This is a genomic window from Subtercola endophyticus (genome assembly GCF_021044565.1).
GTDB lineage: Bacteria > Actinomycetota > Actinomycetes > Actinomycetales > Microbacteriaceae > Subtercola > Subtercola endophyticus.
In genome coordinates this window covers 660203-682879 of the sequence record NZ_CP087997.1, presented here as the reverse complement: position 1 = coordinate 682879, position 22677 = coordinate 660203, and the positions used below count along the sequence as shown (strand labels likewise).

The window sequence follows — 22677 nt, the reverse complement described above, 5'->3', positions numbered from 1 at the left end:
CCGGCGCGGCGAAGACGCTGCGTGCCCCACGTGGTTCGCTTCGTCGGCATCGCGAAAAAGAGGCGGATTCGCGATGGTCAACCGGTATAGGCGACACAGTGTCGATATCTCCTCGGAAATCACCGATCCCCGCCATTCGTCGAGGCGAGACCCAACCCTCGATGACGGTGGCGCGCGGCCCAGAGATGCTCACCGCGCGCCACGACGCCACGAATGACAGCCACGACATCGTCGAGGTGGTCGATCACCTGCCAGTAGCTCAGCCGCAGCACGATGTAGCCGAGCGTGTGAAGCTCAAGGTCTCGGCGACGATCTTCTGCGAATGCAGCATAACCCGCGTGCCACGCGGTGCTGTCGGCTTCGACGACGAAGCGCTGCCCGACGACGAAGTCGACGCGCCCGACGCCTTCGATCGCTACCTGGGTGCGAAACGCGATTCTTAGTCGGCGCAGCTGCAACCGCACAAAGGTCTCGGTGCCCGATTGCGCCGAAGCATCGACGGCCAAGAGATACGGGGCGTATTTCTGGGGCAGAGCATCCACGAGCTGACACACTTCGTGCGCTGTGACGAGCTTCTTGTTCAGCGCCGAGTCGAGGGAAGCGACGACCTCCGCTCGAGGCCGACACGCGAACAGGTGCGCGAGAGCGACGGCGGGTGTCTCGCACGCCGGTGTCGGAGTGTCGCCCCGATGACGATGGCCGCGGTGCAGCGCGACCGCGTGCGCGCTCGGAGCACCCAGAGGGGTTCGCCGGTGTCTCGGCGACGCGACGTACGGAGCATGACGGTCGACGCACACATGAAGAAGTGTGTCATCGAGACACCAGATGCCTGCTCGACGCAGGGCCGAGACGCACGAGAGAGTGCCACCCACGCGAACCGCCGCCACGAGTTCCTCCGCCGCCCCCGGCACGGCGAACCACCCGTTTCGTACGCGGAACACCGCGCCACTATCGAGAGCGCGCCGCACGTGCAGGCGAGAAGCGCCTGCCGTGGCGAGTGCCGCATAGTCGGCGACTCCGCCAAAGCGCACGATTGTCGATGGAACGTCCATGTCGTTCATCGTGCCCCGCCACTCGGGCCGCGGATGCCCGCGAACGCCCTTCTGTGCATAACTCGCCGTACACGGCAGCGGTTGAAAACACGCGGCCTTGGCCCCTAGCCCGGGCAGCCGGGGGTGGTCGGTCATGGGTGGTCGGTCGTCGGTGGTCGGTCGTCGGTGGTCGGTCGTCGGTGCTCGGTGGTGGTGGTGGGTGGGTGGGTGGGTGGGTGGTGGTGGTGGTGGGTGGGTGGGTGGTGGTGGTGGGTGGGTGGGTGGGTGGTGGTGGTGGGTGGGTGGGTGGTGGTGGTGGGTGGGTGGGTGGGTGGTGGTGGGTGGTGGGTGGTGGCGCGCCGCAAGCAGACAGCTCGCGCTACCAATGGGCACGCGGCGCGCCGGTTGGCGAACGGACAGCCGATGTCGCTAGCCGTCCCACGAGCTCCACAGGAACGTAGGAGATTCGGCAACCGTGGGCGCAAGACAGCGACATCCGGTCGAAGTCTCCTACGTTTTTGCGGTGGCCGCCAGCTGTCACCGTCCCCACCCCCGGCGGGGCAGGACACCGCCGGCGGGCCGCACCGCCCGGAGAAAAGCAGAAACGTAGGAGAATGCGCCCCGGTGGACGCCATACGGGGCCACCCCCTCAACATCTCCTACGTTTCACACGCCGCCGCGACTGCCACGCGGCGCAGCCGCCCCCGCGCGTCGCGGCCCGTCACGCGGCCAAGCCGCACCCCGCGCGTCACGGCCCGCCGCGCGTCGCAGCCGCACCCCGCCCCTCACGGCCCGTAACGCGACGCCGCCGCGCCCCGCCACGCAGCGCATCCGCACCCGCGCGTCACGGCCCGCCACGCGGCGCCATCCGCACCCCGCGCGGCAGGGCCCGCCACGCGGCGCAGCCGCACCCTCAATTGCTGCCGAGCTTTATACGGCGGCGCCCGAAGGGCGCGTCAACCTCCAAACCCGAGGGCAGCGCAGCCGCACCCCGCCGCGTCAAGGCCCGACCCGCGGCGCAGCCGCACCGCCAGTGTTGCGACCCGCCACGCAGCGCAGCCGCACCCCGCGCGTCACGGCCCGCCACGCGGCGCAGCCGTACCCTCAATCGCTGCCGAGCTTCATACGGCGGCGCCCGAAGGGCGCGTCAACCTCCAAACCCGAGGGCGGCGCAGCCGCACCCCGCGCGTCGCGGCCCGCCACGCGGCGCAGCCGCACCCTCAATCGCTGCCGAGCTTCATACGGTGCCGCCCGCAAGGCGCGTCAACCTCCAAACCCGAGGGCAGCGCAGCCGCACCCCGCGCGGCACGGCCCGCCACGCGGCGCAGCCGCACCCCTCAAGCGCTGCAGAGTTTCATACGGCGGCGCCCGAAGGGCGCGTCATAAACTCAGAACTCGCCGCCCATTTTCTCGAGGCGGGCGATGCGGTCGGGAATGGGCGGGTGGGTCGCGAAGAGGCGGTTCATGAGGCCGGGGCGCAGGGGGTCGGCGATCCACATGTGCGCCATCGAGGTGGACTGCTTCTGCATGGGCTTGCCGTAGGCCTCGAGTTTCGCGAGGGCAGAGGCGAGGGCATCCGGATGCCGCGTGGTCATGGCGCTGGTCGCATCGGCGAGGTATTCGCGCTGTCGTGAAACGGCGAGCTGCACCACGGTGGCGATGATGGGCGCGATGACCGCCGCCACGAGGCCGAGCACGAGAACGAGCGGGTTGTTGTTGTTACTGTTGCGGCCGAAGAACGCCATGCGAAAGAACATGTCGGCGATGAGGCCGACGGCGACAACAAGCCCGTACACGATGAGCGAGACGCGGATGTCGTAGTTCTGAACGTGACCCATCTCGTGCGCCATGACGCCCTCGAGCTCGGAGTCGGTCATGATGTCGAGCAGCCCGGTTGTCACCGCAACCACCGAATGCGCAGGATCACGCCCAGTGGCGAAGGCGTTGGGCGCCGGGTCGTTGATGATGTAGACCTTCGGCATGGGCTGCCCGGTGGTGATGGCGAGGTTCTCGACGACGCGCCAAAGCCGGGGGTTGTCGGACTTCTGAATCTCGACGGCACCGCTCTGCGCGATGGCCTGGCCGCCCGCGAAGAAGTACTGGAAGATGGCGAACCCGATGGCGAACACCAGGATGACCACCGTCAGCCCGGTGCTGCGGTAGAGGTACCCCGCGAGCCAGCCGAGCGCACCGATGATGATGACGAACAGCACCAGGATGATGACGGTGTTGCGCTTGTTCGCCGCTATTGCTTTGTACATGCCTGTTTCGGGTCAGCGAGTAAACGGATAACGCGGGGGGGGTAGGGGCGGGGCGGGCGGTTAGAACTGCACGCGCGGCGGCTCGGCGATGGCGGCCAAGTCGGCCACCTCGAAGAAGTCGCGGGCAGTGAAGCCGAGGCGTTTGGCGAACACGTTGTTCGGGAACACCTTGATCTTCGTGTTCAGCTCTCGCACGCCGCCGTTGTAGAACCGGCGCGAGGCCTGGATCTTGTCTTCGGTGTCGACCAGCTCGGCCTGTAGCTGCAAGAAGTTCTGCGACGCCTGCAACTGCGGGTAGGCCTCGGCTACGGCGAAGATGCTCTTCAAGGCGGTCTGCATGTGGTTCTCGGCCACGGAGGCCTCAGCGGGGTTCTGCGCGCTCAGCGTCTCTGCGCGAGCCTTGGTGACCGCCTCGAATACGCCTTTTTCATGCGCCGCGTAGCCCTTCACCGTCTCGATGAGGTTGGGCAGCAGGTCGGCTCTTCGCTTCAGCTGAACGGTGATGTCACTCCACGCTTCGTCGACACGAACGTTGAGAGTCACTAACGAGTTGTAGGTCGCCCACAGGTAAATACCGATGATGATGACGAGAACAACAACGACGATCAGTGCGATTAACCAGCCCATGCGACAACTATAACGAGTGAGCGACCCTCACACAGCAGCGTCGAGGCAAGCTCTCAGCCATCGGGCAGCATCGCCGGCGAGTGGATGCCCGCCCGCACGACCTCGCACGCGACGGGCGCTACGACCGCGCCTCCAGCACCCGCCGCAGCCAGCCGAAGGACTGCTTGGGTGTGCGATCGAGCGTCGTGAAGTTGACGTGCACAAGCCCGAAGCGCTGGCTGTATCCCGCCGCCCATTCGAAGTTGTCGAGCAGCGACCACACGTAATATCCGCGCAGATCGACCGCCGACGCCGCGCCGCCCGGCGCCGTCGCCGAGAGCGCGGACTCAAGGTGGGCCGACAGGTAGTCGATCCGTGCCGAGTCGGCGATGCGGGCGACGCCGGTGTCGGCATCCAGCAGCACCGTGTCGGGCAGGCTGACGCCGCCCTCGGTGATGTAGACGGGCGGCAACGCCTCGCCGTACCGCGAGGCGAGTTCTGCGAGCGCGACGCCCAAGAACTCGGGCGCGTTCGGCCAGCCGAATCCGGTGCGCGCAAACTCGGGCCAGGGCTCGAGGTGAAACGGCAGCGCGCTGAGCGCCGGCGCTTCGCCGTCGGGCGATGACGACGACCCCGTGCCCGCCGCGATTCGCGTCGGAAAGTAATAATTGAGCCCGTAGAAGTCGAGGGGCTGGTGGATGATCGCGAGATCTTCCGGCGAAACCTCGACCAGCGGGCGCAGCGCCACTGCGAACTCTTCCGGAATCGTGGGGTACCGGCCGAGCAGGGTCGCGTCGCCGAACATGCGGTTGTGCACGATGTCGAACAGAGCTGCGTAGGCCTCGTCTTCGTCGGTGCTGGTGGCCGCCGAGACGGGCGAATGCACGTTCGTCACGCCGATCTCCCCGCGAACGGATGCCGCGCGCAGCGCCTGCACGGCCAGTCCGTGGCCCAGCAGCTGGTGGTGGCCGGCCGGCACGGCATCGAACAACAGCGTTGTTCCGGGCGCGTGGATGCCCAGCGCATACCCGTTCAGCATGACGGTCGCCGGCTCGTTGATGGTCACCCAGCGATCGACCCGATCGCCGAACACCTCCCCCACCTGGTAGGCGTAGTCGCCGAATCGGCCCGCCGTGTCGCGGTTGAGCCAGCTGCCGCGCAGCTCGACGGGAGTATCCCAGTGGAACAGCGTCGCCATCGGACTGATGCCCGCCGCGAGCAGCTCGTCGAGCAGCCGATCGTAGAACGCAATGCCCTCGCGGTTGAGGCTGCCGCTGCCGCCCGGCTGCAGGCGTGGCCAGCCGAACGAGAAGCGGTAGGAGTCGATGCCGAGGTCGGCCATTAGCGCGACATCTTCGCCGACGCGGTGAAAGTGGTCGGCGGCGACATCGGCATTCGCACCGCCGAGGATTCGACCCGACTGGTGCGTGAATTCGTCCCACACCGAGAGCTCCCGGCCGCCGTCGTGCACGCCGCCCTCGACCTGAAAGGCGGCCGTCGCGGCGCCGATGACAAAACCGGGCGGGATGATCGTGGCGAACGCCTCCGCCTCGGCCATCGCGTCGTCGCGGGCGTTCATCGTGCGCCGCCCGAAAACCCCACGCCCAGATGCGGCGAACCCGTGAACCCGCTCACCGCCCCAGCACCCGCTCGAGATACTGGTTCGCGAACCGTCGCTCGGGATCGAGCCGGTCGCGCACCGCCAGAAATTCGTCGAAGTGCGGATACACCTCACGCAACGACGAAGCGTCACGGGTGTTCATCTTGCCCCAGTGCGGTCTGCCGCCGTGCGCCATCATGATCTCCTCGACCGCCCGAAAATATTCTGCCGGGTCGTCTCGGTAGTAACGGTGCACTGCAATGTATCCCGTTTCGCGGCCCGATGCGGTCGAGAGCCAGAGCGCGTCGGGCGCGGCGAAGCGCACCTCGATGGGAAACGAGATGCGCCAGCCGCGCCCCTCGATCAACTCGTCGATCTCGCGCAGCACCCCCGGAATGTCGGCCGCGGGCACCGCGTACTCCATCTCGACGAACCGCACCGTGCGCTTGGTGGCGAACACGCGGGCGGAGAAGTCGCTGAACTGCCGCGTTCCGGTGAGCTTCTCGGCCGCGCGGTTGACGCGCGGGATGAGCGCCGGCACGGCGCGTCCGGCCAGACAGGTCGCCCGGAACACCTGGTTCGAAACGAGTTCGTCGTCGACGAATCGCCGCCACGGCGTGAGCGGTTTACGCGGGGTGTGCCCGGGCATCCGCTCGTTCGTCTTCGTGAGTGCGGTTGACGTGTGCGGAAACCAGTAGAACTCGAAGTGATCGGCACCCTCGACGCGTTCGTCGAGAGCCTCGAGCACCCGGTCGAGCGGCTCGGCGGCCTCGGTCGCCTTCAGCACGAACAGGGGAACGCACTGCACGGTGACGCTCACCAGGATGCCCAGCGAACCCAGCCCGAGCGCCACCGCCGGCAGCAGCTCGGCGTTCGATGTCTCGCTCACCACGAGCAGCGATCCGTCGCCGATCACCAGCGTCGCGCCCACGACTTGCGTCGAGATGCCGCCGAACGTCCGCCCGGTGCCGTGCGTTCCGGTCGAGATCGCCCCGCTGATGGTCTGCCTGTCGATGTCGCCGAGGTTCTGCATGGCGAGCCCGAACGGCTGCAGCAGCCGCGGAATCTCGTGCAGGTAGGTTCCGCCGCCGAGCGTCACCTGAAGCCGCGCCGTGTCGACCGCCAGCAGCCCGCGCAAACCGTCGAGGTCGAGCTGCACTCCCCCGGCGACCGCGATTCCGCTGAAGCTGTGGCCGGCGCCGACGGCCTTGATGCGCATTCCCGACGTCGCCGCCGCCACGACCGCACGCTGCACGGCCGGGATGCTCGTCGGCCGCTCGACACGTGCAGGTTTCACGGCCTCGGTACGGCCCCAGTTGCGCCAGACGGCTCCCGTTGCGCCCGCACCGCTCACAGAAACGCCTTGCCTTCGCCGCGATACGTGGGCAGCGTCGCGATGATCTGCGGGCCGCCGTGCGCCGCAGCGTCGACGAGCTGCATCTCGTTCACGTGCTCCGACAGCTCGCCGGACTTCGTGTGCCGCAGCCACACCCGGTCGCCGACCCGCAGCGTCTCGGCCGCGGCGCCGGAGAGCGGCGTCTGCACCTCGCCGGCCATCTCGCGATCCTGCATCTTCAGGCCGAGGGGCCAGACGATCTCGGGCAGCCGGTCGGGCTGAGCGGGCCCGGAGGCGATCCAGCCGCCGCCGAGCAGAGTGGCCATCTTCGGGGTCGGCTTGCGCACGACCGAGAGCGCGAACGCTGCCGCCGGAGCCGGCTGAAAGCGCGAGTACGTGTCGAACAGGTGCCCGCCGAACAGCCCGCTGCCGGCGGCGATCTCGGTGACGGATGCATCGGCAGAGGTGCTCTCGAGCGACCCCGTTCCCCCGCCGTTGACGAATTCGAGGTCGGCCACCTCGCGAACCGCCCGCACCACGGCTCCCCGGCGATCGGCGAGCTCAGCGATGGATTGGTGCTGCATCCAATCGAGCACCCGCGCCCGGGCCGGGTTGCCGCGCGGCCGATTGCCGACCCCGGCGATCTGCGCCTCGTACCCCATCAGCCCCACCAGGGTGAAACCGGGCCGCGACGCGATGACCTGCGCCAGAACGCGCGCCTCGTCGACGGTGAACACCGGCGAGCGCCACACCCCGATGTGCCCGAGCGCACGGGTCACATACGACGTGTCGAGTTCGAGGCAGACGCGGATGCTCGGGCGGGCCCCGGGCGCGACGACCGAGTCGATCAGGTCGAGCTGGGCCACGGAGTCGACCATCAGCGTGACGCGTGAGGCGAGCCGATCATCCGCCGCCAGCCGTGCGATGGCCGCGCGGTCAGCCGTGGGATAGCCGACCACGACGTCGTCGATGGTCTCGGCCAGCCAGAGCGCCTCGGGCAGCGTGTAGCCGAGCACACCGTGATAGCCCGGCAGAGCGAGCACGGCATCGAGCACCGAGCGCACGCGAACCGACTTACTCGCTACGCGAATGGGTTTTCCGGCGGCGCGGTCGAGCATCGAGAACGCGTTGTGCGCGAGCGCCTGCAGGCTGATCGCCGCGAGCGGAGTGTCGACGTCGGCCGTGGCGCGCGTGAGGTCACCCCAGAATTGCGCCGGTTTCAGCCAGGGCGCAGCCGATTCGCGGGTGAGCGCGAACGGCGCTGCGACAGCCGGGGTGGCAGGCAGGGTGGCAGACACCGATGAAGCGTCAGGCAGGGTGGCAGGCATCAACGCACCGATTTCACTCGGGCCACGGCGACAGCGCCGCCGATGGCGAACAGACCAGACAGAACGAACAGGGCGGCAAAACCGCCGAACAGCGCCACGACACCGGCGCCGAGCAGCGGCGCGATCGCCTGCGGAACAGCGGTGGCGATGTTCATAATGCCGAGGTCTTTGCCGCGAGTGGCCGGGTCGGGCAGCACCTGAGTGGCCAGCGCCTGGTCGACCGACAGAAAACAGCCGTAGCCGAGGCCGAGCAAGGCGCCGCCCACCATCGCGACGGGCAGCGCCGGCACGAACGCCAGCAGCAACGCAGCGACTGCCTGCAACACCGACGAGACCAGCACGAACACCTTGCGCCTGCCGAGCCGGTCAGAGAGCAACCCCGCACCGAGGGAGGCGATGATCACGAACACCATGTAGATCAGCACCAGAACGATGAGGTCGTTCTCGGCGTCGGCGTCGTTGAGACCGTAGAGCAAGAAGTACAGCAGCAAGGCCGTACCGAGCGCGTTGCCGATGTTCACGAGAATGCGGCTGAGCAGCGTGAATCCGAAGTCGGGGTACTGCCGCGGGCTGATCCAGAACCCGTCGATGAAGGCTCGGGCCGTGACCCGAGCCCGTTCTGTTTTGGGCAGCACGGCGTCGGGCATCCAGATGCAGAAGGGGGCGACCAGGATGACCAGCGCGACCGCCACGAACAGATACCCCGCGAGCAGAGTCGTGAACAACACCGTCACCAGTACGAGCCCGAGAATGATGCCCATGGCCTGCGGCGCCGAGAGCCAGCCCGAGACGTACCCGCGCTGGCCGACGGGAACCTGGTCGGAGATGGTGGCCGTGAGGGCGGCCGTGAGAATGCAGAAGCCGATGATGGCGAGGGTCCAGAACACCCCGACGCCGATCAGCGAGGTCTGCAACCCGAGCAGAGCGAGCGAGACGGCGAAGAGCAGCGTGCCGCCGGCGATCCAGGGGCGACGGCGGCCGAAACGCGACGTGGTGCGGTCGCTCATCGCTCCGGTCAGCGGAAAGGTGAGCAGTGCGGCGACGCCCGAGACACCCGAGATGACGCCGAACGCCACCACGGTGTCGATCCAGTTGCCCGTGTCGACCCGGTTCGCGACCTGCAGCGGCAGCAAGAGCTGCACGGGGGTGAGCTGCGCCATCCAGATGCCGAGCCAGGCGATGGCGAAGAGGGCGATCCAGCCGCCCTTGAGGCGCTGGGTCGGTTCACTGAAGAGACCGAGCACACCGACACCGCCGAGCGCGCTCGAATCTGTATGGCCAGCGGATGCCCGGCCGGCAGCCGACACGTCGCCCGCGCCTTCGCCGCTCATGCCGCCACCGCCAGCGCGCCGAGCGAGTCGGCGGCGAAGTCGATGATCGCGAGCGCCGCCTCATCGTCTCGATTGACGAGCCAGCCGATGGTGAGCCCGTCGGTCAGCACCACGAGAAAGGTCGCGATCTCGGCCGGCGGCCGATTCCAGCGCAGGCCGGTCGAAGCCGCGGCCACATCGAGGGCCTGCTCGGCGAGCGCGTAATAGCGCTCGTACTGCACCCGCGCGAGCGGTTGCAGCTCGGGGGAACGCATGGCGTATTGCGTGAGCTCGAACATGGCCTTCTCTCTCAGCGGATCACGGCGCAGAACATCGAAGTAGTGCAGCAGACCCTCTCGCAGGGTGTCGCGCATCGAGCCGCCGCGCAGTTCGAGGCGCTCGAAGACCGATTGCTCCCCCGCGATGACCGAGTTCACCAGTTCGGCGATCAGCTCGTCTCGGCTGGCGAAGGCGTAGTGAAAACTCGCGAGCGAGACACCGGCCTCGGCGACGATGGCCCGCGTGGTGGCCCCCTGGATGCCGTGCTCGGCCACGACGCGAAGCGCGGCGTCGAGCAGCAACTCGCGTCGTTCGGCGACGGGGAGCCTGGTCATCGATCCTCCATGTGGGTCATTTGACCCAGTTGAGAGATTATGACCCGCGAACGAGCGCTTTGTCTATCGTTTTGCGGGCTGTCTTGCGAGCTCCCCGCATGACGAACCACTACATACAACCGCATGGGGCTTTGACATCGCCCGTTATTGCTTGCTAAATGGAAGAACGTGGGAGTCGTGAAACAGAGCACCAACCGGGGTGTGCCGAGGGGTTCGGCCACCAGAGTTTCGCGAGTCCGGATGCCCGGGCGGGCCTTCTCCGCCCTCGCGCTGCCGCTCGTGCTCCTGCTGGCAGCGGGCGTGGGTCTCGGCGCTGCTGCGCTACCGTCAGACGCTTCCGCGCCTACGGCCACCCCGTCTGTCGCGACACCTCCCGAGGCTCCCGCCGCCACTGCGGATCCTCCGACAACGGCACCGACCGACCCGCCGACAACGGCGCCGCCAACGACCCCGCCGCCGAGCCAGGCGCCCATCGCCGATCCGCGGATCGCGAGCCCGTCGGCAGGCGACACCCTGGGAGGCGCCGTCACGATACGCGGATCCGCTGAGCCCGGCAGCGACATCCAGGTGCAGAGCTCGACACAATCCGACCCGCTGTGCACGGTGAGCGCCGACAGCGACGGATCGTTCGCCTGCTCGAGCTCGGGGCTTCCGAGCGGCCCGAACGTGCAGCTCTCTGTCGTGCAACTCGTCAGCGGATACGACGACAAGCACACGGCGATAGCTGTGAACGTGCTGAACTCTCCGACGCTGTCGTCGGGATCGAACGGGCCGGTCTCGACCGGATACGGCACCGTGCGCGGCACGGCCTACCCCGGCGCGACCGTCAACGCGACCGCCGCGGCGTACTCGTGTTCGGGCATCGCCGACGGGCAGGGCTCGTGGGCGTGCAACCTGGGCACGAACATCCCGAGCGGCACGCTGCGGGTCGCCGCGACCCAGACCACGGGCTGGAGCAACGGGGCGAGTTCGGCAAGCGACACGCTCACCCTGCAGATCGACTCCACCGTGCCGTCACCGCCCGTGGTGACCTCGCCGAAAGCCGGCGCGACGGTCGCTCAGGTCGGTTCGATCTCGGGCACGGGCGAAAACGGGGCCCTGGTCACCGTCTTCGCCGGGACCTTTGCCGCCTGCACCGCCACCGTGCAGGGCACCGCGTGGTCGTGCACCACCGGAACCGTGCCGGCGGGCTCGTTCGGAGTCTCGGCGATGCAGCAAGACGCGGCTGGCAACGTGAGCGACGAGAGCACGCCCTTCACCGTGACGTTCAGCGCGTCGGGTGTTCCGACGCCGAGCGCCTCCGCTTCCGGCAGCGCGACGGGCAGCGGTTCGGGAGCTTCCACGGCTACCGCGACGCCGATCCCGAACGGCAATTCGTCGCCGTCACCGAGCGGTGCGGCAAGTGGATCGGGTTCGGGCACCCCGGGTTCGGGCGGAGCATCCTCGGGCGGCGGCGGCTCAGCCACGGCCCCCGGCGGCGGCACCGGATCCGCCGGCGGAAGCGGTGGCTCCTCTGGCGGCCAGAACTCCCCCGGCGATGGTGCCGTGACCCCCGCCGCGCCCGCTCCCGACACCTGGGCGAGCGCAACACGATTCACGGCGGCCCTGCAGCCCGTGCTGTCGTCTTCGCCCCTCACCACCTGGCTCATCGCCCTGGCCGCCGCGCTCGCGGCAATCGTGCTCATCGCGGCGCCCGGGCGCCTGCTTGCGGCCGCCCTCGCTCGCCGTCGCGGGCGCGATCTCGACTCCGCGCACTTCCCAGCGCTCGTTTCGCCTGCATCGGCGGGGTCGGCGTCGCCACGGTCAGTATCGCCGCGGTCAGTGTCGCCGATACGAGGCATACCGCGCCTCTCTGGCCTGGCCCTGCCCACCGGCCGCCCCCGCGGGGCCCTCGACGCGGCGACCCGCACGCGACTGCTGCGCTCAACGCTGAAACGCTCGCGTTTCACCGGCCGAAACCGGCCGACCGGCGACTTCGATTCCGCCTTCGAGATCACCTTCAGCCCGTGGCTGATCGCCTCGGCCTGCGTGCTGCTGAGCGCCGCCATCGGAATGCTTTCGGGGCCCGTCGCCGGTCAGCCCGCCTATCTGCGGCTCTTCGTCGCGATCAGCGTCGCGTTCGCTGCCCTCAACGCCGTGGCAGTCGTGCTGCCCCGAGTTCTCGCGAGGCGTTGGCTGGGTGTCACCGCGCAGCTCGTCGTTTCTCCGCGCTACCTGCTCGTCGCCGTCGCTCTGTCGGTGATATCGCGACTACTCGACCTGCAGCCGGCGCTGTTGTTCGGCATCGTTCTCTCGCTGGTGACAGCGGTCGGCCTCAGCCGCCGGCAGGCCGCACGCCTCGCCGGTCTGCAGCTCGGCGCGCTGCTTGGACTCGGCACCGTCGCCTGGCTCGCGCTCGTCTGGCTGCCCGGCATCGCCGGTGCGAATGCCACGGCGAACCCCGTCGCGGCTCTCGCCAACGAAACGCTCACCACCATCGTGCTCGGCGCGTTCGGTGCGACTGCGGTGCTCGTGCTGCCGTTCGGCAGTCTCGCCGGCCGTGCGGTGTACGAATGGTCGAAACCCATCTGGCTCGGCCTCACGCTCGTCTCGTTCACGCTGCTCGCCGCCGTCGTGGCCCCCTCGTTCGAGCAGGCCGGCCGCAGCTTCGCACTCGCCCAGACCGTCGTGATCGCGGTGGCGTTCGCGGCCGTGAGTCTCTCAGTGTGGGTCTGGTACACGTTCATCGCACCGACCCTCGACGATCCGGCGCCCGACGACCGGCCCCTCAGCAACCAGACTCGCAACAACCAGACTCGCAACAACCCGGCGCTGCACGAATGAGCGGTCACCCCACCGCGTTTCAGACGACCCCGTTCGCTCGTTACGCCGACCGCGCCCAGGCCGGACTCAGCCGGCACTTCGGTGGCCTCGGACCGGGCTCGCTGCGTTCCAACAGTCCCCCGCGCGTGACGGAGCTCGCCGCCTTCAACTACTGGTGGCTCGCGCACGCCGTCGAAGTGCGTGTCGACGCCTACGAACGCAGTGGATGGTCGGGCTGGCTCGTTCTCGCCCGCCAGACCTACGCGGGCATCCGCCGGCGCAATCGCGGTTCGCTGTTCAACTCGTATTTCGACGATATGAGCTGGCTCGCCCTCGCCGCGCTCCGGCTGTTCGACGCAACCGCAGAGCAGCAGTATCTGCGTGACGCGAATGCGCTCTGGCAGCGCATCGCCCAGCGCGGCGCGGCGGCAGCCGATGCCGGTCATGGCAAAGCGGTGGCGTGGCGCGTCAGCCAACCGTCGTACCTGAATGCGCCGACGAATGGCGCCTTCGGCATCGTGAGCGAGCGCCTGTACGAGCGCGGCGGTGGGGGCGTAACTGCGCAGTTCGCCGACTCCTCGCGCACTTTTCTCGAGAACACCCTGCGCGACGAACAGACCGCACTGATCGCCGACGGCCTCAATCGCGCCGGCGACGGGCGGATCGACACCGACTGGCTGTTCAGTTACAACCAGGGGCTGTATCTCGGCCTGAAAACGCTCGCCTTTCGGCGAACGGGTGACACGGTGCATCTCGACGACGCGGTGGGCACGGCCTTGGCCACCGTGGAGCAACTCACCGACTCCGGTGTCTTCACCAATGAAAACGTCAACCACCAGGCACGCGGAGGGGGTGATGTCGGCTTATTCAAGGGCATTTTCTACCGCTATCTCGCCGACCTGCTCTGCGTGCCCGAGCTGCGCGACCGCACGAGCAGTGCCGACAGCACCGGCCTCGCCGCGCCCGTCGCCGCTCTCGAGAGCGCTCTGCGTCACGCCACAGACCTGCTCTGGCAGACCTTCTCGCCGAGTCTGCTGGCCGCCGACGACTGGCGTGAATTCGCCACGGCTCCCGTTGCGCTCTCGACCGAACTCAGCGCGGTGATGGCCCTGGAGGCGCGCTCGAGGTTCGAAACGACGATCGCCGCGGCAGCCAGCTGATCGCCTCGGGCAGAACACGCACTAACCGCTTCGAACCCAGAATTCGGGAGTGTCCGGCGACGTTCAGCCGCACATTGCGTGCCCCCTCGAGCCTGCTACCGGCCCAGACGTTCTGGTCGAAAGTGGAGTACACCGACACGACGCGGGCATCGACGTCGGCGGTGGCAGCGAGAAAGCGCACGATCCGGTCGTTCGGAGCGAACAAACGCACGCTCGGCAGAGGCACCACGCGACCCCACTGCGACCCCGAGAACGGGGCGTTGATCGCGATCATGCCGTCGATGCGCGCGTCGGTGTCGAAGCGCACCATCACATACTTGCCGATCAGACCGCCTTTACTGTGCGAAAGCAGAATGACGTCGCGCAAGTCGTTCGTCTCGAGATACTGCGCCACCACGCGAGCCTCCGCCTCGACGGTGCCGGTCGTGCGGCCGAGCGCCGAGACCACGTGCACCGGATGCCCGTGCCTGCGTGCCTCGGCACCCGCCCTGCGCAGAACCGTCCAGGTCTCTGCGAGCCCGGGTACCAGCACGACCGGTCGGTCGTCACGAACAACGCACCGCTCATCGTCGGGCACGTCGACAGCCTCGAAGTACTGCTCGGCCGAGCGCCCGTCGAGAGCTGCGCAGACTTCGTCGCCGAAGCTGTAGACGTAGTCGAGCATCCAGTACCCGGCCTTCTGCAGGCGGTTCATTCGATCGCCTCCGCAATCTGAAGGCGGTCAGTAACCGAAGTCGGCGTCGAATTCGTCGACGGATGCCCCGATGAGCATGAGCAGCGCGCCGGCATACGCGTCGGCCGGGTCGTCGGCGGCAAAAACCGACGTCTCACCAGCCAGAACGGTTTCGACTTCGTAGCCCTCCGCCGTGCGACGCAGCGCTCTGAACGTGGCCGCGAGAAGGGCCCTGAGCTGGTGTTCGGCGGGCAGCCAGAGGGCATCGTCGAGCGCGACCTCGTCGAGCGCCCACTCTGTGGTGCCGTTGAACCCGAGAATGGTTCCGGTCGAGAATTCGTGGGCTTCGATTGTCATGTCGCTGACGGCGAACACGTCGCCCTCGAAGCCCGGCTGGTCGATGATGAACCTGTCGCCCGTGGTCGGCTGCCATCGCAGACCGGCGACCCGAAGCGCGCGCGCAAGCTGAGGAGAGATCATTGCTTCATTATCGGGCCACGCCGTGCCGGATAGCTGGATACCGGGTGTCGTGTGGCTGGGTGACGATCTCATAACTTTTTCTCACAAGATGCCCATTGACAGGCGCTGTATGTTGTTCTGGTGGAAGACCAACGGCGCACTCCGGGATCACAGACTTCACTTCGTGAAGCCAACCGGGCTCGAATTGTCGACGCCATCAAGAAGCATGGCGGCCTGACCCAGGTCGAACTCGCCGGGGCTACGGGCCTGTCTCCCGCCACGGTGTCGAACATCGTCAAAGAGGGCGTCGGCACAGGCCTACTGCACACCGCGACCATCACACGAAGCGGTCGACGCGCTCAGCACGTCACCCTCGCCCACACGCTGGGCCTCTTCGTCGGCGTGCACTTCTCGACCCGGCACATGCGCATCGCGCTGGCCGATGCCGCCCACACTGTGGTGGCCGAACACCACATGCCGCTTGCAAAAGACCACCGCGCCGACAACGAACTCGACAAGACCACACTGCTGCTGGCCGACATGCTCGAATCAGTGGATGCAACGATGCCCGAGATTCTCGCCGTGGGCATCGCCGTTCCCGCCCCCATGGACAGGGAGACCGGAACGACAGCCCGCAGCGGCATCATGCGCGGCTGGGACGGCGTCGATGTCGCAGAGGTGATGCAGCGCCGGCTCAAGCGCCCCGTCTACGTCGACAATGCCGCGAACCTCTCGGCGCTCGCGGAGTTCAGACTCGGGGCCGCGCGAGGCAAATCCAACTCCGTCACTCTCGACATCGGCGACGGCATCGGGGCCGGGCTGATACTGAATGGCGCCATCTTTCGGGGCCACAACGGCGTCGCGGGCGAATTCGGGCACACGACCATCCTCGAAGACGGGCCGCTGTGCCGCTGCGGCAACCGGGGGTGCCTCGAGGCCATCGCGGGCGGGCCGGCACTGCTCGACAACCTGCGTGACGAACTCGGCACCGTCAAGCTCAACGACGTCGTGCTTCGTGCCATGTCGGGCGAATCGACATCGATGCGCGCCCTTGCCGATGCCGGGCGGCACATCGGCGTCGCGGCAGCGAATCTCTGCAATCTTCTCGACCCCGAGCGCATCGTGGTCGGCGGCGAACTGGCGCGGGCCGGCGAATTGCTGCTCGGCCCGTTGCGGCACGCGGTCGAGCGCTCGATCATCGTCGGCCGAGACCTGATGCCCGAAATCGTTCAGGGCCAGCTCGGCGCCCGAGCCGCCACCCTGGGGGCCGCGGTTTACGCCGTCGACAGCGTGAACATCGTGCCCGAAGACAGAAGTGCTTAACTTGTTATCTTTCGGTTGGCTTCAAGACTTGACGACAACATCGAAAGATGCCAAGCTCGCTCCAGCCGCCAAAGAGGGCGGCACGATTACGGAGGTTTCTCAATGAAGATCGCCACCACGAGAGCGGTCATTGCCACGGCCGCGCTCCTGCTCGCAGCCGGCTCGCTCACAGCATGTTCGAACGGATCATCGAACGGTTCGTCGAACGCGACGGCAACCGCATCAAGCGCCAAGATCGGCTTGCTGCTCCCCGACTCTGTCACCGCTCGCTATGAGAGCGCTGACAAGCCGTACTTCGAGGCCAAGGTCACCGCCCTGTGCCCCGACTGCACGGTTCTCTATGCAAACGCCGACGGCGACGCTTCGAAGCAGCAGCAGCAGGCTGAATCGATGCTGACGCAGGGCGTCAACGTTCTGGTTCTCGACCCGTTCGACGGCGAGGCCGCAGCAGCCATCGTCGGCGAAGCCAAGGCGAAGAACGTGCCGGTCATCTCGTACGACCGCCTCATCGACAGCCCCGACTCGTCCGCCTACATCTCGTTCGACAACGAGAAGGTCGGGCAACTCCAGGGCCAGGCTCTGGTCGACGAGCTGAAGAAGACCGGCGTTGCCGCCGGATCGGGCATCATCATGGTCAACGGTTCGCCGACGGACAACAACGCCACCCTGTTCAAGAAGGGCGCCCACTCGGTCATCGACACGTCGGGCTACAAGGTTCTCGCCGAGTACGACACACCCGGATGGGACCCGGCACAGGCTCAGACCTGGGTCGCCGGCCAGATCACGCAGTTCGGTAGCCAGATCAAGGGTCTGTACGCCGCGAACGACGGCACCGCAGGTGGCGCCATCGCAGCACTCAAGGGCGCGAACGTCAGCCCGCTGCCTCCCGTTACCGGTCAAGACGCTGAGCTCGCTGGTATCCAGCGCATCCTCTCGGGCGACCAGTACATGACCGTCTACAAGGCACTCAAGCCGGAAGCAGAGCAGGCGGCCACCCTGGCTGTCGCGCTTGCCAAGGGCCAGGCCATCAACGGAACCAGCGAGACCGCAACCGCAAAGGGCGCCAAGATCGCTTCGTTCCTGCTGGTACCGGTTGCCGTCACCGTTGACAACATCGAGAGCACCGTCGTCGCCGATGGCTTCTACACCGCCGCACAGATCTGCACGCCAGACTACGCAGCGGCTTGCGCCACCGCCGGCATCAAGTAACAACCGGCATCAAGTAACAAACTGAGTCAGTAAAAACCGAGTATGGCCCGGCCGGGGTGTGTACACACGCCCCGGCCGGGTTTACTTTGGGCCCAGCGCACAAAACATTTTGACCAACGCTATACAAAGGAGTAACCGTGACGATGGAATCCGCCGTCGCTGAACCCACGAGTGCCACGCGTGAGCCCGTTCTCTCGCTCAGGGGCGTCTCGAAGGGCTTCGGTGCCGTACGCGCCCTGACCGACATCGACCTCGACATCTACCCAGGAGAGGTCGTCGCCATCGTGGGCGACAACGGCGCGGGCAAGTCCACGCTCGTGAAGATTCTGGCGGGGGTGCACCCGCAGGACTCCGGCACCATCAAGTTCGACGGCCAGATCGTCACCATTCCGACCCCGACCGCCTCTCGCGCGCTCGGCATCGCCACGGTGTTCCAAGACCTCGCTCTGTGCGACAACCTCGACGTCGTCTCGAACCTCTTTCTCGGTCGTGAGATCGTGCACGGCGTGGCCCTCGACGAAGAAGAGATGGAGCAGCGCTCCTGGAGCCTGCTGCGCCAGCTCTCTGCCAAGATTCCGTCGGTGCGTATCGCTGTGGCCTCGCTCTCCGGTGGTCAGCGCCAGACCGTGGCCATCGCCCGATCGCTCATCGGCGAGCCCAGCGTCGTCATTCTCGACGAGCCGACGGCCGCCCTCGGAGTGGCCCAGACCGCCGAAGTGCTGAACCTCGTCGAGCGCCTGCGTGAACGCGGCCTCGGCGTGCTGCTCATCAGCCACAACATGGCCGACGTGCAGGCCGTCGCCGACCGCGTGGCCGTGCTGCGTCTCGGTCGCAACAACGGTGACTTCCACGTCGCCGACGTGAGCTACGAAGAGATCATCTCTGCCATCACCGGTGCCACCGACAACGTCGTGACCCGGCGCGCCAGCGCCCACGCCGTCGATGCAGCGGCTGACAACGCAGCGGCTACCGCCGTCGCCGTCGAAGCTCCTGCCGCTGCTGCGAACGCGCCAGCCGCGCCCAGTGCGGGTGCAGTGAGCGAACCCCTGCCCAACAACGCAACAGGTATCGACGACGCCAGTACCAATGACCAGAGCGAGGAGACCCGCTGATGACTACCACGCCCACTGAAACACCGGCAGAGCGCGCAGCCGATCTGCAAGACGAACGTCTCGTGCGCACCGAAGGCGTGCGCGGTGCCGTACTCGCCTTCCGCCAGCGCGTTCGCGGCGGTGACCTCGGGTCGCTGCCCGTCGTCATCGGTCTGATCGTCATCTGCGCGATCTTCCAGATTCTCAACCCGAACTTCCTCTCGGCGAACAACCTGGTCAACCTCACCCTGCAGTGTGCGGCCGTCGGCACCATCTCCATCGGTATCGTGCTCGTGCTGCTGCTCGGCCAGATCGACCTGTCGGTCGGTTCGGTCAGCGGTCTGGCCGCGGCCATCCTCGGTGTCGGCCTCACCCAGCAGAACTGGCCCGTGGCCATCGCCATCATCGTCGCTCTCGTCGTCGGTGCTGCGATCGGTTACCTGTACGGTCTGCTGTTCACCCGATTCGGCGTTCCCAGCTTCGTCATCACCCTGGCCGGTCTGCTCGCCTTCCTGGGCCTGCAGCTGAAGATTCTCGGTCCGACAGGCTCGATCAACCTGCCCTACGACTCGTGGATCGTGCAGTTCGCCACCTCGGCGTTCCTGCCGCCGTGGGCCGCTTACGCTCTGGCGTTCATCGCCGCGGCCGGCTTGTTCTTCGGTGACATCCGCCGCGCAAGTCGTCGTCGTAAGGCCGGCCTGTCGACCGGTGCGTTGTCGGTCACGCTGATCAAGGCGATTCTGCTGCTGATCGTGCTGGTCGCGGCCGTCGCCTACCTCGCGACCGATCGCGGTCTGGGTGCATCGTTCCTGTTGTTCGTGCTGCTCGTGATCATCATGAACTTCTTCTTGACCCGCACCCGCTGGGGCCGCTCGGTCTTCGCGGTCGGTGGTTCGGTGGAGGCCGCGCGTCGAGCCGGTATCAAGGTGAACCGCATCTACATCACAGTGTTCATTCTCTGTTCGACCTTCGCCGCCCTCGGCGGTCTGCTCGCGTCGGCTCGTCTCACCAGCGCAAGCCTCTCGTCGGGTGGTGGCGACACGAACCTGAACGCCATCGCCGCCGCCGTCATCGGTGGTACCAGCCTCTTCGGTGGTCGCGGCAGCGCGTACTCCGCTCTGCTCGGCATTCTGGTCATCCAGTCCATCTCGTCGGGCCTGACGCTGCTCAACCTCGACTCGTCGATCCGATACATGATCACGGGTGCGGTTCTGCTGCTCGCCGTCATCATCGACTCGCTGTCACGGCGTTCACGGGCCAGCCACGGCCAGGCGTAACCGCTTCCCGCAGTACCGAAAAACCCCGGCCCACTCGATTCCTTCGAGCGGGCCGGGGTTTTTCGGGTTTGTACGCCTAGACCCTCTTACGCCCGCATCCCTTACGCCCGCATCCGCAGCGGTGAGATGAGACTCACCGCGTCGCGGGCGTAGGGCGAGTTGATGGTGTCTCCGACCCGGGTGCGCGTCAGCGTCTCGGCGAGGTCGTGGGAGCGAGTCGTCACGCGCGCCAGCAGATCTTCTGCGCCGCGGTCGTCGAGGGCCGGCGTACCGCCACCGAGCCATTCGCCCCAGAGTGGTTCATCGAGCACCGACGGCACCCGATCATCCAAGGTCGATCCGGTGTCTCGGGTGACCAGGGCCACCGACACGTGCGGCCGCGATCCGTTCTCACGCACGTTGTAGACGCCCATGGCGGCAAGTACTTGGCCGGGGCCCCGAACGAAGTACGACTGCACGTTGCCATCGGGGGTGTTCTGCCAGTCGTAATATCCGAGCATGGGGATGAGGCACCGTCGATTGAGAAACGCATCGTGAAAATAGCCGTTGCTGAGAATGCGTTCCATGCCGACACGGATGATCGGCGGTACCTCCCCGGTCAACCAGGTCGGGGTGAAACCCCACGAGGCGGTGATCAGCTCGCGCGCGTCACCCCGGGCATCCGCGTGCGCCGGAGAATGCTGTAGCTGAGAATGCGGCTGTAGCTGAGAATGCGGCTGTAGCTGCGGCTGCCTGCGCACGATGATGATCTTGCGCGCCGGAGCGAACTTGTACGAGGGCTTCCACCCTGTTGTGCTCGATGCCGACGCCCCGAAGACGGCTGCAAGTCGATCAGGGGTTTCGGTGAGGGCGAATCTGGTGCGCATTTCGCTCAGCGTATCGCCGTGGCGCGGCAAGGGCTGGGTCGCCTGCACCACTTTCACCCTGCAATTCACCCGCATCGACATCTCGCTCCGTTGTGTTTCACGGCGCGTACGCTGAAGGCAAAGAGGAGGGCGCATGAGCGACCCCGAGCTCGACCCGACGAAGGTCACCAACCAACCGTCGCTCACCAGTTCCACCGGGCGCATCTGGCTGGTCATGGGCGGTCTGTTCGCCCTGATCGCCGCGGGAGTACTGATCTGGTTACTGCCGTTGCCCCCGCACGGCCTGGCCGGCGTCGCTCTCGCCATCGTGGTGCTGCTGTACGCTGCGATGGTCATCACTCAGCTGCTGACCCGGCGCGGTCGCGCCCGTCTCGGTATTCTCGCCGCACTCATGTTGAGCATCGCCGCGGTGGCGCTGGTGAGCATCCTGATCATCGCCGCGAGTCAGGTGCGCGCCTGACCAGAGCGGGGATGCTGCCCGTCGCTCTGCTCGGGCGGGCTGGCGCCTAGCGCGCCTGCTCTCCCAGCGAGCTGCTCGGGCGGGCCGGCTCCCAGCGCGCAGACAGCTTGCTCATAGCCGCGCACGGCAGACTGGCCCCGTTATAAACCGACTCTTAGAGGATCCATGCGCAAAATCGCCCTTTTCGCCGCGGCAGCCGCCGTCGCCCTCGCTCTCGCGGGCTGTAGCTCTGCGGGCAGCTCCGCCACGTCGACGCCGGCGGCGGGTGGATGCACGTTGACCGCCCCGGGCGCCAACTCCGCCGCGGTCAAGGCCACCGGCGCCCTCGACACCCTCCCGGTGACGACGTTCACGGCACCGATGACGGCAACGGCCACCGAGCGCACGGTGCTCATCAACGGAACCGGCGACCAGGTCACCGACGGCTCTGTCGCGACGGTGGACTTCACTCTGTACAACGGCACCTCTGGCCAGCAGCTGTTCACCACCACCGATGCCGAGGTCGGTTCTCAAGACATCACGGTCGATGCGGCGAAGTTCTTGCCGGGAATCGTGAAGGCCGTCGACTGCGCCACCGTGGGGTCGCGCATCGTGGCCGTCGTTCCTCCGGCCGACGCCTGGGGCGAGAGCGGCAACACGACCCTCGGCGTCGCGGCTACCGACACCGTCGTTTTTGTGCTCGATGTGAAGGCCGTCGCAGCCGCACCGACTGCGACCGCCACCCCGACGCCCACACTCGACCCGAACATGCCTCTGAAGGCGACCGGCGCCGATCAGACACCCGTGGCCGGCCTGCCGACCGTGGCGATCGCCCCCGACGGCACACCGACTGTCACCATTCCGAGCACACCGCCGCCGACCACCCTGCAGGTCGAGACCTTGAAGCTCGGCACCGGCGCGAAGGTCGGCGACGGCGACAGTGTCACCGTGCAGTATCAGGGCGTGAACTGGACGACGGGCAAGGTGTTCGACCAGAGCTGGGGCAGCCAGCCGGCGACGTTCACTACCGACGCCGTGATCAAGGGCTTCTCGGCTGCGCTGGTGGGCTACACCGTCGGATCGCAGGTGCTCGTCGTGATTCCGCCCGACCAGGGCTACGGCGAGGCCGGCCAGGCCTCAGCCGGCATCAGCGGAACCGACGACCTCGTGTTCGTCATCGACATTCTCGCGACGGCCGCGGCCTAAACACGCAAAAGAGCGGAGATTTCGAGGGTGCGTCGCCGTAGAGCGGCTACACCCTCGAAATCTCCGCTGAAATAGCGGGGCTAGCT

19 protein-coding genes are annotated in these 22677 nt (G+C 67.2%); 8 read left to right on the top strand and 11 right to left on the bottom strand.

Annotated features, from left to right (window positions below; all coding sequences use genetic code 11):
* Positions 1-119: 119 nt before the first annotated feature.
* The 8 genes from LQ955_RS03420 to LQ955_RS03385 all read right to left on the bottom strand — a co-directional run bounded on the left by LQ955_RS03420 (position 120) and on the right by LQ955_RS03385 (position 10086).
* Positions 120-1187, bottom strand: a complete 1068-nt coding sequence (locus LQ955_RS03420; RefSeq protein ID WP_231026833.1) for an endonuclease domain-containing protein — start codon at positions 1185-1187, stop codon at positions 120-122.
* A 1232-nt stretch (positions 1188-2419) separates the two neighbouring features.
* Positions 2420-3292, bottom strand: a complete 873-nt coding sequence (locus LQ955_RS03415) for a M48 family metalloprotease (RefSeq protein ID WP_231026832.1) — start codon at positions 3290-3292, stop codon at positions 2420-2422.
* A 60-nt stretch (positions 3293-3352) separates the two neighbouring features.
* Positions 3353-3919 carry a LemA family protein gene (locus LQ955_RS03410; RefSeq protein WP_231026831.1) on the bottom strand — a complete coding sequence of 189 codons (567 nt, stop codon included), beginning with the start codon at positions 3917-3919 and terminating at the stop codon, positions 3353-3355.
* 118 nt (positions 3920-4037) lie between these two features.
* A complete protein-coding gene (locus LQ955_RS03405; RefSeq protein WP_231026830.1) occupies positions 4038-5477 on the bottom strand; it encodes a glycoside hydrolase family 1 protein in 1440 nt (479 codons plus the stop codon).
* A 52-nt stretch (positions 5478-5529) separates the two neighbouring features.
* Positions 5530-6852, bottom strand: coding sequence for a D-arabinono-1,4-lactone oxidase (locus LQ955_RS03400; protein ID WP_231026829.1), 1323 nt, complete (start codon positions 6850-6852; stop codon positions 5530-5532).
* Positions 6849-8120, bottom strand: a complete 1272-nt coding sequence (locus LQ955_RS03395) for an alanine racemase (protein ID WP_390623505.1) — start codon at positions 8118-8120, stop codon at positions 6849-6851. The genes LQ955_RS03400 and LQ955_RS03395 overlap by 4 nt, the downstream gene beginning before the upstream one ends.
* A gap of 41 nt (positions 8121-8161) precedes the next feature.
* Positions 8162-9493 carry an MFS transporter gene (locus LQ955_RS03390; RefSeq protein ID WP_231026828.1) on the bottom strand — a complete coding sequence of 444 codons (1332 nt, stop codon included), beginning with the start codon at positions 9491-9493 and terminating at the stop codon, positions 8162-8164.
* Positions 9490-10086 carry a TetR/AcrR family transcriptional regulator gene (locus LQ955_RS03385; RefSeq protein WP_231026827.1) on the bottom strand — a complete coding sequence of 199 codons (597 nt, stop codon included), beginning with the start codon at positions 10084-10086 and terminating at the stop codon, positions 9490-9492. Before LQ955_RS03385 ends, LQ955_RS03390 begins: the two co-directional genes overlap by 4 nt.
* A 177-nt stretch (positions 10087-10263) precedes the next feature.
* On the opposite strand from LQ955_RS03385, the gene LQ955_RS03380 reads away from it, so the two are divergent.
* Positions 10264-12909, top strand: coding sequence for a hypothetical protein (locus LQ955_RS03380; RefSeq protein WP_231026826.1), 2646 nt, complete (start codon positions 10264-10266; stop codon positions 12907-12909).
* On the top strand, positions 12906-14048 hold the full coding sequence (locus LQ955_RS03375; protein WP_231026825.1) for a glycoside hydrolase family 76 protein: 1143 nt from the start codon (positions 12906-12908) through the stop codon (positions 14046-14048). Before LQ955_RS03380 ends, LQ955_RS03375 begins: the two co-directional genes overlap by 4 nt.
* On the opposite strand, the gene LQ955_RS03370 is transcribed toward LQ955_RS03375, so the two are convergent.
* Both LQ955_RS03370 and LQ955_RS03365 read right to left on the bottom strand, forming a co-directional pair.
* Positions 13981-14742, bottom strand: a complete 762-nt coding sequence (locus LQ955_RS03370) for an alpha/beta fold hydrolase (RefSeq protein WP_231026824.1) — start codon at positions 14740-14742, stop codon at positions 13981-13983. The two genes, LQ955_RS03375 and LQ955_RS03370, sit on opposite strands and share 68 nt — an antisense overlap.
* Before the next feature lie 27 nt (positions 14743-14769).
* Positions 14770-15201: a hypothetical protein gene (locus LQ955_RS03365; protein ID WP_231026823.1), complete on the bottom strand. Its 432-nt coding sequence runs from the start codon at positions 15199-15201 to the stop codon at positions 14770-14772.
* A 120-nt stretch (positions 15202-15321) separates the two neighbouring features.
* Between LQ955_RS03365 and LQ955_RS03360 the strand changes: the two genes are divergently transcribed.
* The 4 genes from LQ955_RS03360 to LQ955_RS03345 all read left to right on the top strand — a co-directional run bounded on the left by LQ955_RS03360 (position 15322) and on the right by LQ955_RS03345 (position 20080).
* Entirely contained in the window at positions 15322-16503 is a 1182-nt protein-coding gene (locus LQ955_RS03360; protein WP_231026822.1) for an ROK family transcriptional regulator, read from the top strand.
* Positions 16504-16605: 102 nt separating this feature from the next.
* A complete protein-coding gene (locus LQ955_RS03355) occupies positions 16606-17712 on the top strand; it encodes a sugar ABC transporter substrate-binding protein (RefSeq protein WP_231026821.1) in 1107 nt (368 codons plus the stop codon).
* Positions 17713-17855: 143 nt separating this feature from the next.
* On the top strand, positions 17856-18824 hold the full coding sequence (locus LQ955_RS03350; protein ID WP_231028246.1) for an ATP-binding cassette domain-containing protein: 969 nt from the start codon (positions 17856-17858) through the stop codon (positions 18822-18824).
* Complete coding sequence (locus LQ955_RS03345) at positions 18824-20080, top strand: sugar ABC transporter permease (RefSeq protein WP_231026820.1); 1257 nt, start codon at positions 18824-18826, stop codon at positions 20078-20080. The genes LQ955_RS03350 and LQ955_RS03345 overlap by 1 nt, the downstream gene beginning before the upstream one ends.
* Before the next feature lie 101 nt (positions 20081-20181).
* Here LQ955_RS03345 and LQ955_RS03340 read toward each other — a convergent pair whose 3' ends face one another.
* Positions 20182-20946 carry an SOS response-associated peptidase gene (locus LQ955_RS03340; protein ID WP_231026819.1) on the bottom strand — a complete coding sequence of 255 codons (765 nt, stop codon included), beginning with the start codon at positions 20944-20946 and terminating at the stop codon, positions 20182-20184.
* A gap of 133 nt (positions 20947-21079) precedes the next feature.
* Here LQ955_RS03340 and LQ955_RS03335 point away from each other — a divergent pair, with 133 nt between their 5' ends.
* Together LQ955_RS03335 and LQ955_RS03330 are read left to right on the top strand one after the other, a co-directional pair.
* The gene (locus LQ955_RS03335) at positions 21080-21406 is read left to right on the top strand and encodes a hypothetical protein (RefSeq protein WP_231026818.1); all 327 of its coding nucleotides are present in this window, start codon (positions 21080-21082) and stop codon (positions 21404-21406) included.
* A 165-nt stretch (positions 21407-21571) separates the two neighbouring features.
* A complete protein-coding gene (locus LQ955_RS03330; protein WP_231026817.1) occupies positions 21572-22591 on the top strand; it encodes an FKBP-type peptidyl-prolyl cis-trans isomerase in 1020 nt (339 codons plus the stop codon).
* Positions 22592-22677: the final 86 nt, after the last annotated feature.